Source organism: Corticicoccus populi (assembly GCF_042686195.1).
GTDB classification, from domain to species: Bacteria; Bacillota; Bacilli; order Staphylococcales; family Salinicoccaceae; genus Corticicoccus; species Corticicoccus populi.
In genome coordinates, this window is the sequence record NZ_JBHUOQ010000003.1 from 202,850 (window position 1) to 216,716 (window position 13,867).

A 13,867-nucleotide genomic window follows, 5' to 3' on the forward strand; every position below is an offset into this window, starting at 1 on the left:
ATGAAGGTTGTTTCAAGGTGGCAGGGAGATATTTTATTTGAATCAACAGGTGAGAATTCCGGCCATTCGGTGAAGATGGACGCTAAAAAAGAAGCCGGCGGTTCAGGAAGTGCACCGTCTCCGATGGAAATGGTACTTCATGGTGTTGCCGGCTGCATGGGTATTGATATGTGCGTGATTATGCGGCATCACATGGATAAAGTAACAAAATTAGAGCTCGAACTAAACGGTGACCGTGCAGAAACAGAGCCAAAACGCTATACCAATGTTGAAATCCTTGTGAGTATAGATGGTGATGTTCCACGTAAAACAGCACAGCGTGCAGTAGATTTATCTCTTGATAAATACTGTTCAGCAGTAAATTCGCTGAATGCTGAGGTTACTGCAGTACTTGAACTTAACGGAGAACAGAAATAAAGACAGCTGAGGCTGTCTTTTTTTATTCTTCATAAAAATCAGTATCCTGAAGATTTTTGTTGTGGAGTGTCACTGCAGTAATTCTGTCATCCCTGTCATATGTCAGCATCGTGTAAAATCCATTCTCAGTGTCCCCGTCATAAAACATTCTAAAATTTCCGGGCTCATCAAAGGTCGGCCATCCGTAATTTTCAACAGCGTCTGACTTATAAAATTCTTCAGGGAAAATAATAATACCGTCTACCTGGACATCCTGTGTATCGCCGGCAGCTTCAACAGGATAATTGAAAGCTATCGGACCGTAGCTGTAATATGTGCCGTCGACAATCTGACCGCTTTCTTCTGGTTCTCCGAGCTGTCTTACCATATAATCATATGTTGAAAAAATAGAAACGCCTTTGTAATCATAGCTGGCAGAGAAAAAATTTGAAATAAATACATCGCTGGTAATATCAACTTCCGTGATTTCTTCGGGAACTGTTTCTTCCTCTTCTGCATTTTCATCGGTGTCGTCAGTATCTTCAACTGTTTCCTCCTCTGTACTATCCGAATCATCTGATGAGAATATGGACACGAAGCAAGATACAAATAAGAAGGGAATACAAAGCATCAGTAGAATGAATTTCATTACAACCACCCTTTTGATTTTTTAGTTAAGCTTTCGATGATAATCCGTGTTTACATGGCAGCACCGACTGCCCCAGAGAATTCTCCATCGACAATAATGTGCGGACGCATGCCTTTAAGCCGGACATAGCGGTTGATAATCTCGGTCATTACATCGTTATCAAGAAGTGTTGAACCGATATAAACAATGTGTTCAGTATTAAAACCTTCTGCAAGGGATATGCCGATAGTACTTACAGTTTCTGCGACCAGTGCAATCACTGACTGAAGCTGATCTTCGATATTTGCATCTTTATGATCCCCGGGCTGTACATTACCGAAATTACTTGCGGTTAAGTCACCGGGTAAGGGGGATTTATTGCCGGCATATATGTGATGTACTTTTAAATCTATTTGATCACGGTTTCCATTTTTGGCGAGAGAAATAATGTCATCGAAATTTTCAACTCCGGTGAGGAGGCGGGAGAGACCCATTAATGTGCCGCCGCCGACTCCGGATCCACCGGCACGCCGCTGTCCATCCGAATCCGCCTGATGAAAACTTGTGCCTGTGCCGACATTTAAGTATACAAATTTATTGAATTTGAATCCCTGTTCTTTCATGAGAAGTTTTAATCCTCGGAATGTGGCATCAAATTCTATTGACAGTACGGCAGGTATTGTCAGCCGGCTGCTCATATATTCAGCCTTACCGCCTGTAAGATATATGTCATCATCCCTGTGAGAAGTATTAAGCTCATCAATTAAGCTGTCTATGTCGGTGGATGGACGTTTTTCAAGCCTTCTTTCATCTCCAGTAATGTATGCTATTTTGAGTAAGGTGCCTCCGGCGTCTATTCCAATCTTCATGATAGTCCTCCAATATAAAAAGTCATTGGTATAATTATACCAATGACTTTTTATATTTTTAAGACTTATTATTTAAGCGGCTTCTTTTTAGGACGTCGTTTCATTGTTTCATTCGGTTCACGCCTCATTGAACGGACTACTGAGAAAATCATCAGTATCAATACAATAGTGAAAGGGAGCCCGGCAAGAAGTGATGCTGCCTGAAGACTCTGCAGTCCTCCAGCGAGAATTAATGAAATTGTCAGGAATCCAAGAAGCAGACCCCATAGGATTTTCATGCGTTTCGGCGGGTTTTCAGTACTGCCGATACTCATTCCGGAAACAATGAAGGTTGCCGAGTCGGCAGAAGTGACCAGGAATGTGAAAATTAACAGGATTGCCAGAGCAGAAATGATCTCTGTCATCGGCAGCTGTGCAAATAATGAGAATAGTGCTGCCGTCTGATCATCGAGGACCAGTTCGCCGATATTTGTATTATTGAACAGGTCGGAATAAAGTGCAGTTCCTCCCAGTGCGCCAATCCATATGAAAGATAATATCGGCGGCACGATTAAGATACCCAGCACATATTCACGTATGGTACGTCCTTTTGATACACGGGCAACAAATGAGCCGATAAACGGACTCCACGCGATGACCCATGCCCAGTAGAAGACAGTCCACTCCTGAACCCACGTCTCTCCGGAATACGGCTGAGTACGCAGTGAATACGGGACATATGTACTTAAATAGTCTCCGAGTCCGAGCACAATGCTTTCCATGATAAATGAGAACGGTCCGACAATCATCACAAATATCGTAACGACAGCTGCCAGAATCATATTCAGATTACTGAGCCATTTCATTCCGCGTTTTAATCCGGTGATGGTTGAGAATAAAAACAGAGCTGTCATCAATACGGTCAGGGTTACCTGAGTGACTGCACCGTTCGGAATACCGAAAGCGATATTTAATCCGCCGTCCATCTGCAGAATTCCAAGACCGACAGAAGTTGCCATCCCTGTGACTGTTGCAATTACTGCAAGAATATCGATTAAATTACGTGATGGTTTGTTGTAATTTTGACCGAATAAAGGTTCAAGAGATGTTGAAATCATACCGTCTTTCTTTTTTCTGTATTGATAGTAGCCGATTGCAAGACCTGCGACACCAAAAATGGACCACTGTGAGATGCCCCAGTGGAAGAAAGTATAGCCCATCGCCATACGCGCGGCTTCATAAGTTTCTACTTCTCCGCCCGGGAAAGGCGCTACCATAAAGTGCTCCATCGGTTCAGCTACGCCGTAAAATACAAGACCTACACCAAGACCGCTTGAGAACAACATTCCTATCCAGGAACGGAATGAGAATTCCGGTTTTGAATTATCCCCGCCAAGTTTAATCCGGCCGTAGGGTGAGAGTGCCATGAATAATAAGAATACACCAAATCCAAAAACAGCGAGCAGGAAGAACCAGTTGAAATAATTAGAGATAGTATCATAAATATCATAAGATATAGTTTCAACTGTGGCAGGAAATATCATTGCAAAAAGTGCTGCTATAAAAATAACTCCGCCGGCACCCCAGAATACTGTACCGAGCTTCATATTTCCTCTCCCGTCTCCTTTTGGAGCGTTTTCGTCTTTCTTTTCTTTCGTTGCCAAAGTGATGTCCCCCTTATTTGTAATGCTTCATTTTTTGAAATAAAGCGTCTTAAGTAAAATCAGGATTTTTCTGATTTCTAATGTATTGAATTTCATGGATGTATAAAATACTTAATAACCTAATAAAGAAACTGTAAACATGATATACGAAAATTTATCCATGATATGACTATAGTTACAGTAGACAGGGTAAAGACAGAAGGGGAGAAATATGTTTATATAAAGTTACGGGGAGGGGTTTTTTGATGAATGATATTAAAATCAGAGAGTATAGAGAGAGTGACAGAGAATTTTTATCGGATTTTAAATTGAGCGAGCAGCAAATGCACTATTCGAGTCTGCCCCTTGATGTACTGGATGATGCATTAAAGGATGAGAACAGGCGCGCATGTGTTGTGGAGAATGAAGAAAAACAGATTATCGGCTTTTTCGTGCTTCACAAACATTATCAGCATGAAGGTTACGATACGCCTAGAGATGTGGTATATGTGAGATCTTTATCGATTAATGAAACACTTCAGGGAAACGGGTACGGAACAAAGGTTGCGATGAATCTGCCGCTCTATGTTCAGAGTGAGTTTTCAAATTTCGATCATCTGTATCTTGTGGTGGATACAGACAATGCTGCAGCGTGGAATCTTTATGAACGTTCAGGTTTTATCCATACAGCAACCAAGGAAGACGGACCGGTTGGTGAAGAGCGCCTTTATTATTTGGACCTCGACAGAAATTATGTAGGGAATTTAAAATTAATTTTAGATGAAGAGTGGCATCGTACAGATATAAGTATTAAAATGATTATGGATGACAGAATCGAAGTCGGCAGCATTGAATGTGCGGTTGATAAAGAGTCTTTACATATTGACCATATCCATATTGATGAAAACTACAGACACCAGGGAATGGCTTCAAGCGGTTTAAGGCAGCTGGGTACATTTATCCGCCGCAATATTCAGGAAGTAAAGCAGATGACAGTTTTCGTAGATGAGGACCAAAATTTAAACAAGCTGTTTGAATATGTCGGCTTTTCGCGGTTTGAACAACAAGACGGGCGTGAATTTTATAAGAAGTACATACAGTATTGATTTATGCTTGCTTCATATATCATTTCACTGTATTATATTTTCAGTATCCGAGAACGGAAAGGATGTTTTACATGAGGTTGGACAGTTACACAAAAGAAATGATGGATGAGAATTCATTCATAGATATGTCTTACATTTATTTGCAGGATAAAGGTAAAGAAACAGATCTTTATGAAATCATCGATAAGTTTAAAGAGACAGGCAGCTATAAGGACAGTGAGATTGAACAACGCGTGCTGCAATTCTACACAGATTTAAATACGGACGGACGCTTTTTAAGTGTCGGAGATGGAATCTGGGGACTTAGAGACTGGTATTCCATGGATGATATTTCAGATAAGATTGCACCGACAATTCACAAAATTGATCTTGCGGTTGAAGAAGAACCGGAAATTTTTGAAGAAGATGAAAGTCCGGAAGAAGTATTTGACCAGGATAAAGAGCTTGTAGAAGATGATACTGAAGACCTTGAGACACCTGTAGAGGACGATGAAGAAGATGAAATCGATGAGTCTATCGGTGAGAATCTTGAGTATGATGACACAGATGAATTAGAAGACAGCTATGAAGATGAGGACGATCTTTAAAAAGAGTCAGCTTAAATTTAATTGACTTTTCCAAGAAAAGTGATAATATTTTATTTGGGCTCCCTGAAAAAGGGAAAGATAACGAACGGCTCCTTTTCACGTATTGTGGAAGGGGGCATTTTTATTTTTACAGGAGGAAGAGGTTAATGACAAAATATATCTTTGTAACTGGCGGCGTAGTGTCTTCGCTTGGAAAGGGAATTACAGCAGCATCGCTTGGTCGTTTATTAAAAGACAGAGGGTACTCTATCACGATTCAGAAGTTTGATCCGTATTTAAACGTAGATCCGGGAACGATGAGTCCTTATCAGCACGGAGAAGTTTTTGTGACTGAAGACGGTGCAGAAACGGATTTGGATTTAGGACATTATGAACGTTTTATCGATATTAATTTACACAAATATTCTAATGTAACAGCAGGTAAGGTATACTCAGAGGTCATCCGAAAGGAACGCCGAGGGGATTATCTGGGCGGAACAGTACAGGTGATTCCGCATATTACAAATGAAATTAAATCCAGATTGATTAAAGCAGGAGAGGTTTCAAAGGCAGATGTTGTAATTACTGAAATCGGCGGTACCATCGGGGATATTGAATCACTGCCGTTTATAGAAAGTATCCGCCAGTTACGAAGTGATGTTGGACGGGAGAACGTGATGTACGTTCACTGTACGCTCCTGCCTTATATTAAAGCAGCCGGTGAAATGAAAACCAAACCGACTCAGCACAGTGTTAAAGAACTGCGCGGTTTAGGAATCCAGCCGGATATGATTGTTGTACGTTCAGAACATGAAATGGGACAGGACTTAAGAGATAAAATTGCATTGTTCTGTGATATTGAAAAAGAAAATGTCATTGAAGCACGCGATGAAGATACTATTTACAATGTTGTCATGAGCCTGCAGCGCCAGAAGATGGATGATATTGTGGTCAGCCAGCTGGGACTTGAACCTTCAGAACAGGCAGAACTTGTAGAGTGGAAACACCTGCTTGATAATTTAAGTAATATTGATAAAAAGATAAAGATTGGTTTAGTCGGAAAGTATGTTTCCCTGCAGGATGCGTATCTTTCTGTCGCAGAATCACTGCGTCATGCAGGATATGAGCGCACTGCAGATGTTGAGATTGAGTGGATTAATTCGGAAGATATTCATAAAGATAACTATGAAGAGGTTCTGAAAAAAGTAGACGGTATTCTGGTACCGGGCGGTTTTGGCGAACGTGGTGTAGAAGGTAAGATATTTGCGATGAAATATGCGCGTGAAAATAATGTGCCTGCACTAGGAATCTGTCTTGGTATGCAGCTTGCAACGGTGGAATTTGCGAGAAATGTAGTCGGTATTGAAGGGGCGCATTCAAAAGAACTGGCACCAAACACTAAAGATCCGATTATTGACTTGATGCCGGATCAAAAAGATGTGATTGATCTCGGCGGAACACTTCGTCTCGGCAGTTTCCCGTGTGAAATTAAAGAAGGCACAATCGCAAGAAAACTGTATAATAACTCATTAATTAATGAACGTCACAGACACCGTTATGAGTTCAATAATGCATATAAAGATACATTGGAAGAGAAGGGCATGGTGTTCTCAGGAACGTCTCCTGACGGCAGACTGGTTGAAATGGTAGAGCTTAAGGATCATCCTTATTTTGTTGCTGTACAATTCCATCCTGAATTTCAGTCAAGACCGACACGTCCGCACCCGTTATTCCAGGGTCTGATTAATGCATGTCTTGATGAAAGTAAATAGGTAATATAAAAGACGCATGCCCGGCATGCGTCTTTTGTTATTCATAGTCTTCATTTGTCATTTCATCAATAAACGTGTACAGGTGATAATAGGCGTATAGAAATACATTGATATACGGATTGATAATTTTATCGAAGTTCGGTGTAGGGACTAAAGGCCGCGGTGAATTCAAATCAATGTAGTGATTGATTGAGTCGATAAAATCACTTTCTTTTTTATTGAATGTTGCGATGAGGACGAATTCAGAACCTTTATCCTGCAGTTCTGTGACAAATGATTTAACCTCGGGATCAATAACTGAACCGACTACAAGCACCCGGTCAGGGGTATCGATATCTTCAATCGTGCTGAATCGTGAGATATCGGGTAATGACAGAGAACCTTGAAGCAGCAGGTCTTCAATCAATGTGAAATCATGAAAGGTTTTAAGCAGGATATTTCCTTCGCTGTCAACAGCCTGTGAGAGGAGTCTGGCTGCAATTTCGAGCTCTTCGGCCTGTGCATCGATATGGTTGTATATGTGACCGAGCTGTGTTCTTAAAATTTTATCCATCATGCATTCTCCGTTTCTAAATGTTAGTATCCTTTATACTAACAAACGATTGGTTAAAATAAAAAGCTTTTGGTATAATTATCTGTGAAAGTATAGAATTTTAGGAGGAAGTTAAAATGCCTTTAGTATCAATGAAAGAAATGCTGCAAAAAGCAAGAAAAGAAGGATATGCTGTAGGACAGTATAATGTAAACAACCTTGAATACGCACAAGCGATTCTTCAAGCATCTGAAAATGAAAAAGCACCGGTTATTCTAGGTGTGTCAGAAGGTGCTGCAAGATATATGAGTGGTTTCAAAACTGTTGTAAAAATGGTTGAAGGACTTCTTGAGGATTTAAATATCACTGTACCTGTTGCGATTCATTTAGACCATGGTTCAAGCTTTGAAAAATGTAAGGAAGCAATCGATGCAGGATTTACTTCTGTAATGATTGATGCATCCCACGGACCTTTCGAAGAAAACATCGAAACAACTAAAAAAGTTGTAGAATACGCACATCCAAAAGGTGTTTCTGTTGAAGCTGAACTTGGTGTTGTCGGCGGACAGGAAGATGATGTTGTTGCTGACGGTGTCATCTACGCTGATCCTTCAGAGTGCCGTGAGCTCGTTGAAAAGACAGGAATTGACTGTCTTGCACCGGCTCTTGGATCTGTTCACGGGCCGTACAAAGGTGAACCGAACCTTGGCTTTAAAGAAATGGAGGAAATCGGTAACCAATCTGATATTCCATTAGTATTACACGGCGGTACAGGTATTCCGACACATGATATCACGAGAGCTATTTCTCTTGGGACATCTAAAATCAACGTGAATACTGAAAACCAGATTTCTTCTACAAAAGCGGTACGTGACGTACTGAATAAAGATACTGAAGTATACGATCCGAGAAAATATCTTGGACCTGCGAAAGAAGCAATTCTTGCGACAGTTACAGGAAAAATCAAAGAATTCGGTACATCAAACAAAGCATAAGAAAAAAACTTTCGGACGATCGCCGTCCGAAAGTTTTTTTAAATTAAATCTCTTTTTTGTAAAGCACGTTTATACATAAAGCTGCTTAAGTACATATATGCAATTGAAAATACAACGAGGGAGGCAAGCGTGAGAAATGCTGTTCCTGTGTTTGTCTCTGCCTCAGGTGTATTTAATATAATCATAAAAAGATCAGTGATGTACAAAGAAATAAATATCAGTACAAAATAACTGATGATTAACGGCACCCAGCGGAATAATTTTCCTTTAATCAGCTGCAGTGCGGATAAGCCTGAAGGGACCAGAATTAATATCATGCTGGACTGAATCAGGATTGAGACGGCTGCAAACGACATGGGAATGCTCCCGGATACAGCGAACGGCAGAATCTCGAGTATTACCCAGAGAATACCGAAAAGGGATACGAGCGTTACCCGGCCCCAAAAAAGTGAAGATGGATTTACCGGCATACTGTTAAAAAACTTATTTAATTTGAATTTCTCATCATTCATTACGAGCATGCCGACAACAAAAGCGCTCAGAAGAAGCCCCATTGTTGTAAACTCATTACGCACTAAATAAAGTGCAGGAACAATGAATGTGAAAAATAAAAAAATCATTTTGAGTGAGAAAAAATCCCGTTTCATCTGCTGTATCATTTATGTGTACCTCCGATTGCACTTTTATACGCGATATCCAGTGTTTTATACTGTTTTTTCAGTTCACGGGGGCGGCCTTCGAGAATGAATTCCCCCTCATGCATAAACAGCATATTTGTCGCAAATTTTTCAACTGAACTGGCATTTTGTGATGTAATAATAATGGTTAACTCTTCTTTTTTCTGCAGCTGGCGCAATAATTTGAAAAATTCAAAACGTGCCTTGGTTTCCAGGGCTTTAACAGGTTCATCCATAATTAATAATTCAGGATGATGGGAAAGACTTGCTGCAAGCATGGCTTTCATTTTCATTTCAGATGAAAAATCTCTGAACTTCTGACCGGCCGGCAGTCCGAATTCTGCCGAGTATTTGTGGAATATCTTCTGTTCCCATGATGGATAGACTTCACTCATCATGCGGGATAAGTCATTTAAAGTTCCGAAATCATAAAAATAAAGGTCGTCATATACAAAACCCGTTGCTGCTTTAAATGCTGTCATGGAATCATTTTCCGAAACAAGTGAACGTTCTATTGTTCCACTGTCCAAAGTCCTCAGCCCCATGATTAATTCGAGCAGGGTGGTTTTTCCTGCACCTTCATCACCGACAACAGCAGTGATTTCACCTTTCGGTATTGACAGGTCATTTCCTTTTAGTTGAAATTTCTCGAAATCTTTGACAAAATTATTGAATGAAAGAATCGGCGGTGTCATATTGTAATTTCCTCCTTGTGAATTCTTTACTATAATAGCAGATTCAAAGAATGTTCATCAAATACATTGCCGGTGTGATGATTGATACATTATAATAAGAACGATAAACAATTTGGAGGATAATATATTATGAAATATTTTATTGATACAGCAAACATGGACGAAATTACTGAAATTAATCAATGGGGCGTACTAAGCGGGGTAACTACAAACCCTTCACTAGTCGCAAAAGAAAAAAATATCTCATTTCACGATCGCTTAGTTGAAATCTGTGAGCTGGTCGGCGGACCGGTCAGCGGAGAAGTTATTTCTCTTGAAGCTGAAGGCATGATTGAAGAAGGCCGCGAACTTGCCAAGCTGCACAACCATATCGTTGTCAAGATTCCAATGACTGCGGAAGGTATGAAGGCAGTTAAAGTCCTTTCAGAAGAAGGAATTAAAACAAATGTTACACTGATTTTTAATACAGTACAGGCACTTACTGCTGCGCGTGCGGGTGCAACCTATGTTTCACCATTCATCGGACGTCTGGATGATATCGGTCTTGAAGGTATGCAGCTCATCGAAGAAATCAGCGATATCTTTACCATTCATGATATTGGAACAGAAATTATTGCGGCGTCTATCCGTAATGAAGGTCATGTACACGGTGCTGCAATCCGCGGTGCACATATCGCAACAATTCCTTATAAAGTCATTAAAAGATTAACAAATCATCCTTTAACAGACAAAGGGATTGACCAGTTCCTCGAAGACTGGAAAAATAAGTAAGCGAGCATGATATTGGTATATAAGGAGAAAATATATGTCTAAAGAAGTGATAAAAGTCAAAGGCGGACAGACTTTAACAGGTCAAGTGGATATCAGTGGTGCAAAGAACAGTGCAGTTGCACTGATACCTGCCTCTCTGATGGCTTCTGAGGGAAAAGTGGTATTGGAAGGACTGCCGGAGATTTCCGATGTGAAAACTTTAATGAGCTTACTGAACGACTTGAACATCAAGACGGCACTTGATGATACAACTCTGGAAGTTGATGCATCGGAAGCTGAAAATATGCCGCTTCCCAATACAAAAGTCCAATCATTAAGAGCATCATATTATATGATGGGTGCAATGCTTGCGCGCTTTAAGAAATGTGTAATCGGTCTTCCCGGAGGGTGTCCGCTCGGGCCGCGTCCGATTGATCAGCACATTAAAGGATTTGAAGCACTGGGAGCTGAAGTCACAAATGAGCACGGTGCAATGTATCTGGTCGCAGAAAAACTGAAAGGTGCTAAAATATTTTTTGATGTTGTTTCTGTTGGTGCGACAATTAACTTAATGATTGCTGCGAGTTGTGCAGAAGGCAAGACAATTTTGGAAAATGTTGCAAAAGAACCGGAGATTGTGGATGTTGCATCCCTGCTGAATAAAATGGGTGCGGATATTAAAGGTGCCGGAACAGATACGATTAAAATTAACGGTGTAGAGAAACTTCACGGAACACGCCACAGCATTATCCCTGACAGAATTGAAGCAGGGACATATATGATTGTCGGTGCTGCAGCCGGTAAAAACTTTACGGTTAATAATATTATTCCGACGCATATGGAATCTTTGTCTTCTAAACTTGAGGAGGCGGGCGTTCATATTGATATGGGTGATGATTACGTTGTCATCTCATCACCGGAATCATATAATGCAGTTTCTGTTAAAACGCAGGTATACCCGGGCTTTGCGACAGACCTTCAGCAACCGTTGACACCATTATTGTTTATGGCTGAGGGCGTAAGTAAAGTGTCGGAAACTATTTACCCGGCGAGGTTCCGTCACGTGGATGAATTGAAGCGTATGGACGGAATGATTGAGAAAAAAAGCGGTTCTGCACTGATATATCCTTCAACTTTAAAAGGTGCGGATGTGTATGCAAGTGACCTTCGTGCAGGTGCATGCCTTTTAATTTCAGGTTTGATTGCAGAGGGTGTCACGACGATTCATAATGTTAACCATATCGACAGAGGATATTCAGACATTGTGAAAAAACTAAGCAGTTTAGGCGCGGATATCTGGCGCGAAACAATAGAAGATGAAGATATCTAGAATTTCTCCCGGAGACTTTTAGTCTCCGGTTTTTTTATGTGAATGAAAGTCCGGCATAAATGTATAATTTAATTCTGCTGAAAATTGATTAATGAAGAAAAATAAATACGGGCGGCATGTCCTTTTCATTTATCCTGTTTTCATGTAAAATATCATGTGATTGCCTCGATAGTTACCTTCTTAACGTGAATCTCATTTTGAAAGTAAAGTCCAAAAATTGAAAGTGAAGTGAATATATTGGCTGATAAAGCAAATGAAGTGATGAAGTATGAGTCCTTTGATGTTTTATATAAAAAGAATACGACTAAAGCACTTACTGAACGGGCGAAGACGCTCGGATTATCAAACTACAGTAAATTAAATAAAAAAGAACTCGTCCTTGCGATTATGGAAGCGCAGATGGAGAAGGACGGAAATTATTATATGGAAGGTGTCCTTGATGACATCCAGCAGGATGGTTATGGATTTTTGCGGACAGTCAACTTTTCAAAAGGGGAGAAAGACATTTATATCTCTGCTTCCCAGATCCGCCGCTTTGAGCTGAAAAAAGGGGATAAGGTTACCGGTAAAGTAAGGAAGCCGAAAGAAAATGAAAAGTATTACGGACTGCTGCAGGTTGATTTTATCAATGATCAAAATGCAGAAGACGTAAAAAAGCGTCCACATTTCCAGGCACTTACACCACTCTACCCGGATCAGCGTATCCGTCTTGAGAACGGGCCGAAAGATTTATCCACACGAATTATGGATCTGGTGACACCAATCGGTTTCGGTCAGCGTGGTATGATTGTCGCACCGCCGAAAGCAGGTAAGACTTCTTTATTAAAAGAGATCGCAACAGCAATTACAAAGAATCATCCGGAAGCGCGTTTATTCATACTGTTGATTGGAGAGCGCCCGGAAGAGGTAACAGATCTTGAGCGTTCTGTTGAAGATGCAAGTGTGGTCCATTCTACATTCGATGAGCCGCCTGAACATCATGTAAAGGTTGCAGAGCTCCTGCTTGAACGCTCAAAACGTATTGTAGAGATGGGTGAGGATGTTATTATTTTAATGGACTCCATCACACGGCTCGCAAGAGCATACAATCTGGTGATTCCGCCAAGCGGCAGAACACTTTCCGGCGGACTGGATCCTGCAAGTCTTCACCGTCCGAAACACTTTTTCGGTGCGGCACGTAATATTGAAGCAGGCGGAAGCCTGACGATTCTATCCACTGCTCTGGTTGACACAGGAAGCAGAATGGATGATGTGATTTACGAAGAATTTAAAGGTACAGGGAATATGGAACTTCACTTGGACAGGAATTTAAGTGAGCGCAGAATATACCCTGCGATTGACATTAGAAGGTCCAGTACACGTAAAGAAGAACTGCTGCTTGATAAAAAGGAACTGGACGTTCTATGGCAGCTTAGAAATTTATTTACAGATGCACCGGACTTTACACAGAGATTCCTGAAAATCCTGCGGCAGACCGAGTCAAACGAAGAATTTTTCGATGTTTTGAGAGAGCGTATGCTTGCATCTCAAAAATCCGGAAAGCCTGTAATATAATTATCGTACAGATGGTTGATTTTTACCCTTTTCACATGTATAATACGTAGGTACTGTGTGGAAAAAACCACAGAATAACTCTGTTCCAGATGGTTCAGGGCAAGGGAGCTGAAAATTATGAAACAAGGAATTCATCCTGAATATCACAAAGTGATTTTTCTTGACTCAACAACAGAATATAAGTTTTTGAGCGGTTCAACTCGTACTTCAAACGAAACTATGGAGTGGGAAGATGGTAATGAGTATCCAGTTATCAGACTTGATATTTCTTCTGATTCACATCCATTCTATACTGGTCGTCAGAAGTTCGCATCTGCCGACGGCCGTGTTGAAAGATTCAACAAAAAATTCGGTTTCAAATCAAGTAACGAATAA

The 13,867-nt window shown here is 40.7% G+C and carries 15 protein-coding genes; 9 read left to right on the plus strand and 6 right to left on the minus strand.

All coding sequences use genetic code 11. The features are described from left to right. Window positions 1-417 carry an OsmC family protein gene (locus ACFSX4_RS09275; RefSeq protein WP_377773888.1) on the plus strand — a complete coding sequence of 139 codons (417 nt, stop codon included), beginning with the start codon at window positions 1-3 and terminating at the stop codon, window positions 415-417. Window positions 418-439: 22 nt separating this feature from the next. Here ACFSX4_RS09275 and ACFSX4_RS09280 read toward each other — a convergent pair whose 3' ends face one another. The 3 genes from ACFSX4_RS09280 to ACFSX4_RS09290 all read right to left on the minus strand — a co-directional run bounded on the left by ACFSX4_RS09280 (window position 440) and on the right by ACFSX4_RS09290 (window position 3,536). Further along, the gene (locus ACFSX4_RS09280; RefSeq protein WP_377773890.1) at window positions 440-1,045 is read right to left on the minus strand and encodes a hypothetical protein; all 606 of its coding nucleotides are present in this window, start codon (window positions 1,043-1,045) and stop codon (window positions 440-442) included. 50 nt (window positions 1,046-1,095) lie between these two features. Further along, window positions 1,096-1,893 (minus strand): type II pantothenate kinase, encoded by a 798-nt coding sequence (gene coaW, locus ACFSX4_RS09285; RefSeq protein WP_377773892.1) that lies wholly within the window; start codon window positions 1,891-1,893, stop codon window positions 1,096-1,098. 68 nt (window positions 1,894-1,961) lie between these two features. Further along, a complete protein-coding gene (locus ACFSX4_RS09290) occupies window positions 1,962-3,536 on the minus strand; it encodes a BCCT family transporter (RefSeq protein WP_377773894.1) in 1,575 nt (524 codons plus the stop codon). Between the two features lie 245 nt (window positions 3,537-3,781). On the opposite strand from ACFSX4_RS09290, the gene ACFSX4_RS09295 reads away from it, so the two are divergent. The 3 genes from ACFSX4_RS09295 to ACFSX4_RS09305 all read left to right on the plus strand — a co-directional run bounded on the left by ACFSX4_RS09295 (window position 3,782) and on the right by ACFSX4_RS09305 (window position 6,959). Continuing rightward, the gene (locus ACFSX4_RS09295) at window positions 3,782-4,621 is read left to right on the plus strand and encodes a GNAT family N-acetyltransferase (protein ID WP_377773896.1); all 840 of its coding nucleotides are present in this window, start codon (window positions 3,782-3,784) and stop codon (window positions 4,619-4,621) included. A gap of 71 nt (window positions 4,622-4,692) precedes the next feature. Next, the gene (gene rpoE / locus ACFSX4_RS09300) at window positions 4,693-5,208 is read left to right on the plus strand and encodes a DNA-directed RNA polymerase subunit delta (protein ID WP_377773898.1); all 516 of its coding nucleotides are present in this window, start codon (window positions 4,693-4,695) and stop codon (window positions 5,206-5,208) included. 146 nt (window positions 5,209-5,354) lie between these two features. Then, window positions 5,355-6,959, plus strand: a complete 1,605-nt coding sequence (locus ACFSX4_RS09305; RefSeq protein ID WP_377773900.1) for a CTP synthase — start codon at window positions 5,355-5,357, stop codon at window positions 6,957-6,959. A gap of 37 nt (window positions 6,960-6,996) precedes the next feature. Here the strand turns inward: ACFSX4_RS09305 and ACFSX4_RS09310 are convergent, their stop codons facing one another. After that, window positions 6,997-7,512 carry a DUF2529 family protein gene (locus ACFSX4_RS09310; protein WP_377773902.1) on the minus strand — a complete coding sequence of 172 codons (516 nt, stop codon included), beginning with the start codon at window positions 7,510-7,512 and terminating at the stop codon, window positions 6,997-6,999. A 116-nt stretch (window positions 7,513-7,628) separates the two neighbouring features. Here ACFSX4_RS09310 and ACFSX4_RS09315 point away from each other — a divergent pair, with 116 nt between their 5' ends. Beyond that, a complete protein-coding gene (locus tag ACFSX4_RS09315; RefSeq protein ID WP_377773904.1) occupies window positions 7,629-8,486 on the plus strand; it encodes a class II fructose-bisphosphate aldolase in 858 nt (285 codons plus the stop codon). A gap of 38 nt (window positions 8,487-8,524) precedes the next feature. Here the strand turns inward: ACFSX4_RS09315 and ACFSX4_RS09320 are convergent, their stop codons facing one another. Next, on the minus strand, window positions 8,525-9,145 hold the full coding sequence (locus ACFSX4_RS09320) for a hypothetical protein (RefSeq protein WP_377773906.1): 621 nt from the start codon (window positions 9,143-9,145) through the stop codon (window positions 8,525-8,527). Then, window positions 9,142-9,858, minus strand: coding sequence for an ATP-binding cassette domain-containing protein (locus ACFSX4_RS09325; RefSeq protein ID WP_377773908.1), 717 nt, complete (start codon window positions 9,856-9,858; stop codon window positions 9,142-9,144). The genes ACFSX4_RS09320 and ACFSX4_RS09325 overlap by 4 nt, the downstream gene beginning before the upstream one ends. A gap of 129 nt (window positions 9,859-9,987) precedes the next feature. Here ACFSX4_RS09325 and fsa point away from each other — a divergent pair, with 129 nt between their 5' ends. The 4 genes from fsa (at window position 9,988) to ACFSX4_RS09345 (ending at window position 13,867) form a co-directional block, all read left to right on the plus strand. After that, window positions 9,988-10,629 (plus strand): fructose-6-phosphate aldolase, encoded by a 642-nt coding sequence (gene fsa, locus ACFSX4_RS09330; RefSeq protein ID WP_377773910.1) that lies wholly within the window; start codon window positions 9,988-9,990, stop codon window positions 10,627-10,629. Between the two features lie 34 nt (window positions 10,630-10,663). Continuing rightward, window positions 10,664-11,938: a UDP-N-acetylglucosamine 1-carboxyvinyltransferase gene (locus tag ACFSX4_RS09335; RefSeq protein ID WP_377773912.1), complete on the plus strand. Its 1,275-nt coding sequence runs from the start codon at window positions 10,664-10,666 to the stop codon at window positions 11,936-11,938. 261 nt (window positions 11,939-12,199) lie between these two features. Continuing rightward, window positions 12,200-13,492, plus strand: a complete 1,293-nt coding sequence (gene rho / locus ACFSX4_RS09340; protein WP_377774015.1) for a transcription termination factor Rho — start codon at window positions 12,200-12,202, stop codon at window positions 13,490-13,492. 117 nt (window positions 13,493-13,609) lie between these two features. Continuing rightward, on the plus strand, window positions 13,610-13,867 hold the full coding sequence (locus ACFSX4_RS09345) for a type B 50S ribosomal protein L31 (protein WP_377773914.1): 258 nt from the start codon (window positions 13,610-13,612) through the stop codon (window positions 13,865-13,867).

What these genes read in the sequence shown, in the direction of transcription:
- ACFSX4_RS09275 (WP_377773888.1), top strand. Translation starts at nt 1, where the DNA reads ATGAAGGTTGTTTCAAGGTGGCAGGGAGATATTTTATTTGAATCAACA.
- ACFSX4_RS09280 (WP_377773890.1), bottom strand. Translation starts at nt 1,045, where the DNA reads ATGAAATTCATTCTACTGATGCTTTGTATTCCCTTCTTATTTGTATCT.
- coaW (WP_377773892.1), bottom strand. Translation starts at nt 1,893, where the DNA reads ATGAAGATTGGAATAGACGCCGGAGGCACCTTACTCAAAATAGCATAC.
- ACFSX4_RS09295 (WP_377773896.1), top strand. Translation starts at nt 3,782, where the DNA reads ATGAATGATATTAAAATCAGAGAGTATAGAGAGAGTGACAGAGAATTT.
- rpoE (WP_377773898.1), top strand. Translation starts at nt 4,693, where the DNA reads ATGAGGTTGGACAGTTACACAAAAGAAATGATGGATGAGAATTCATTC.
- ACFSX4_RS09305 (WP_377773900.1), top strand. Translation starts at nt 5,355, where the DNA reads ATGACAAAATATATCTTTGTAACTGGCGGCGTAGTGTCTTCGCTTGGA.
- ACFSX4_RS09310 (WP_377773902.1), bottom strand. Translation starts at nt 7,512, where the DNA reads ATGGATAAAATTTTAAGAACACAGCTCGGTCACATATACAACCATATC.
- ACFSX4_RS09315 (WP_377773904.1), top strand. Translation starts at nt 7,629, where the DNA reads ATGCCTTTAGTATCAATGAAAGAAATGCTGCAAAAAGCAAGAAAAGAA.
- ACFSX4_RS09320 (WP_377773906.1), bottom strand. Translation starts at nt 9,145, where the DNA reads ATGATACAGCAGATGAAACGGGATTTTTTCTCACTCAAAATGATTTTT.
- ACFSX4_RS09325 (WP_377773908.1), bottom strand. Translation starts at nt 9,858, where the DNA reads ATGACACCGCCGATTCTTTCATTCAATAATTTTGTCAAAGATTTCGAG.
- fsa (WP_377773910.1), top strand. Translation starts at nt 9,988, where the DNA reads ATGAAATATTTTATTGATACAGCAAACATGGACGAAATTACTGAAATT.
- ACFSX4_RS09335 (WP_377773912.1), top strand. Translation starts at nt 10,664, where the DNA reads ATGTCTAAAGAAGTGATAAAAGTCAAAGGCGGACAGACTTTAACAGGT.
- rho (WP_377774015.1), top strand. Translation starts at nt 12,200, where the DNA reads ATGAAGTATGAGTCCTTTGATGTTTTATATAAAAAGAATACGACTAAA.
- ACFSX4_RS09345 (WP_377773914.1), top strand. Translation starts at nt 13,610, where the DNA reads ATGAAACAAGGAATTCATCCTGAATATCACAAAGTGATTTTTCTTGAC.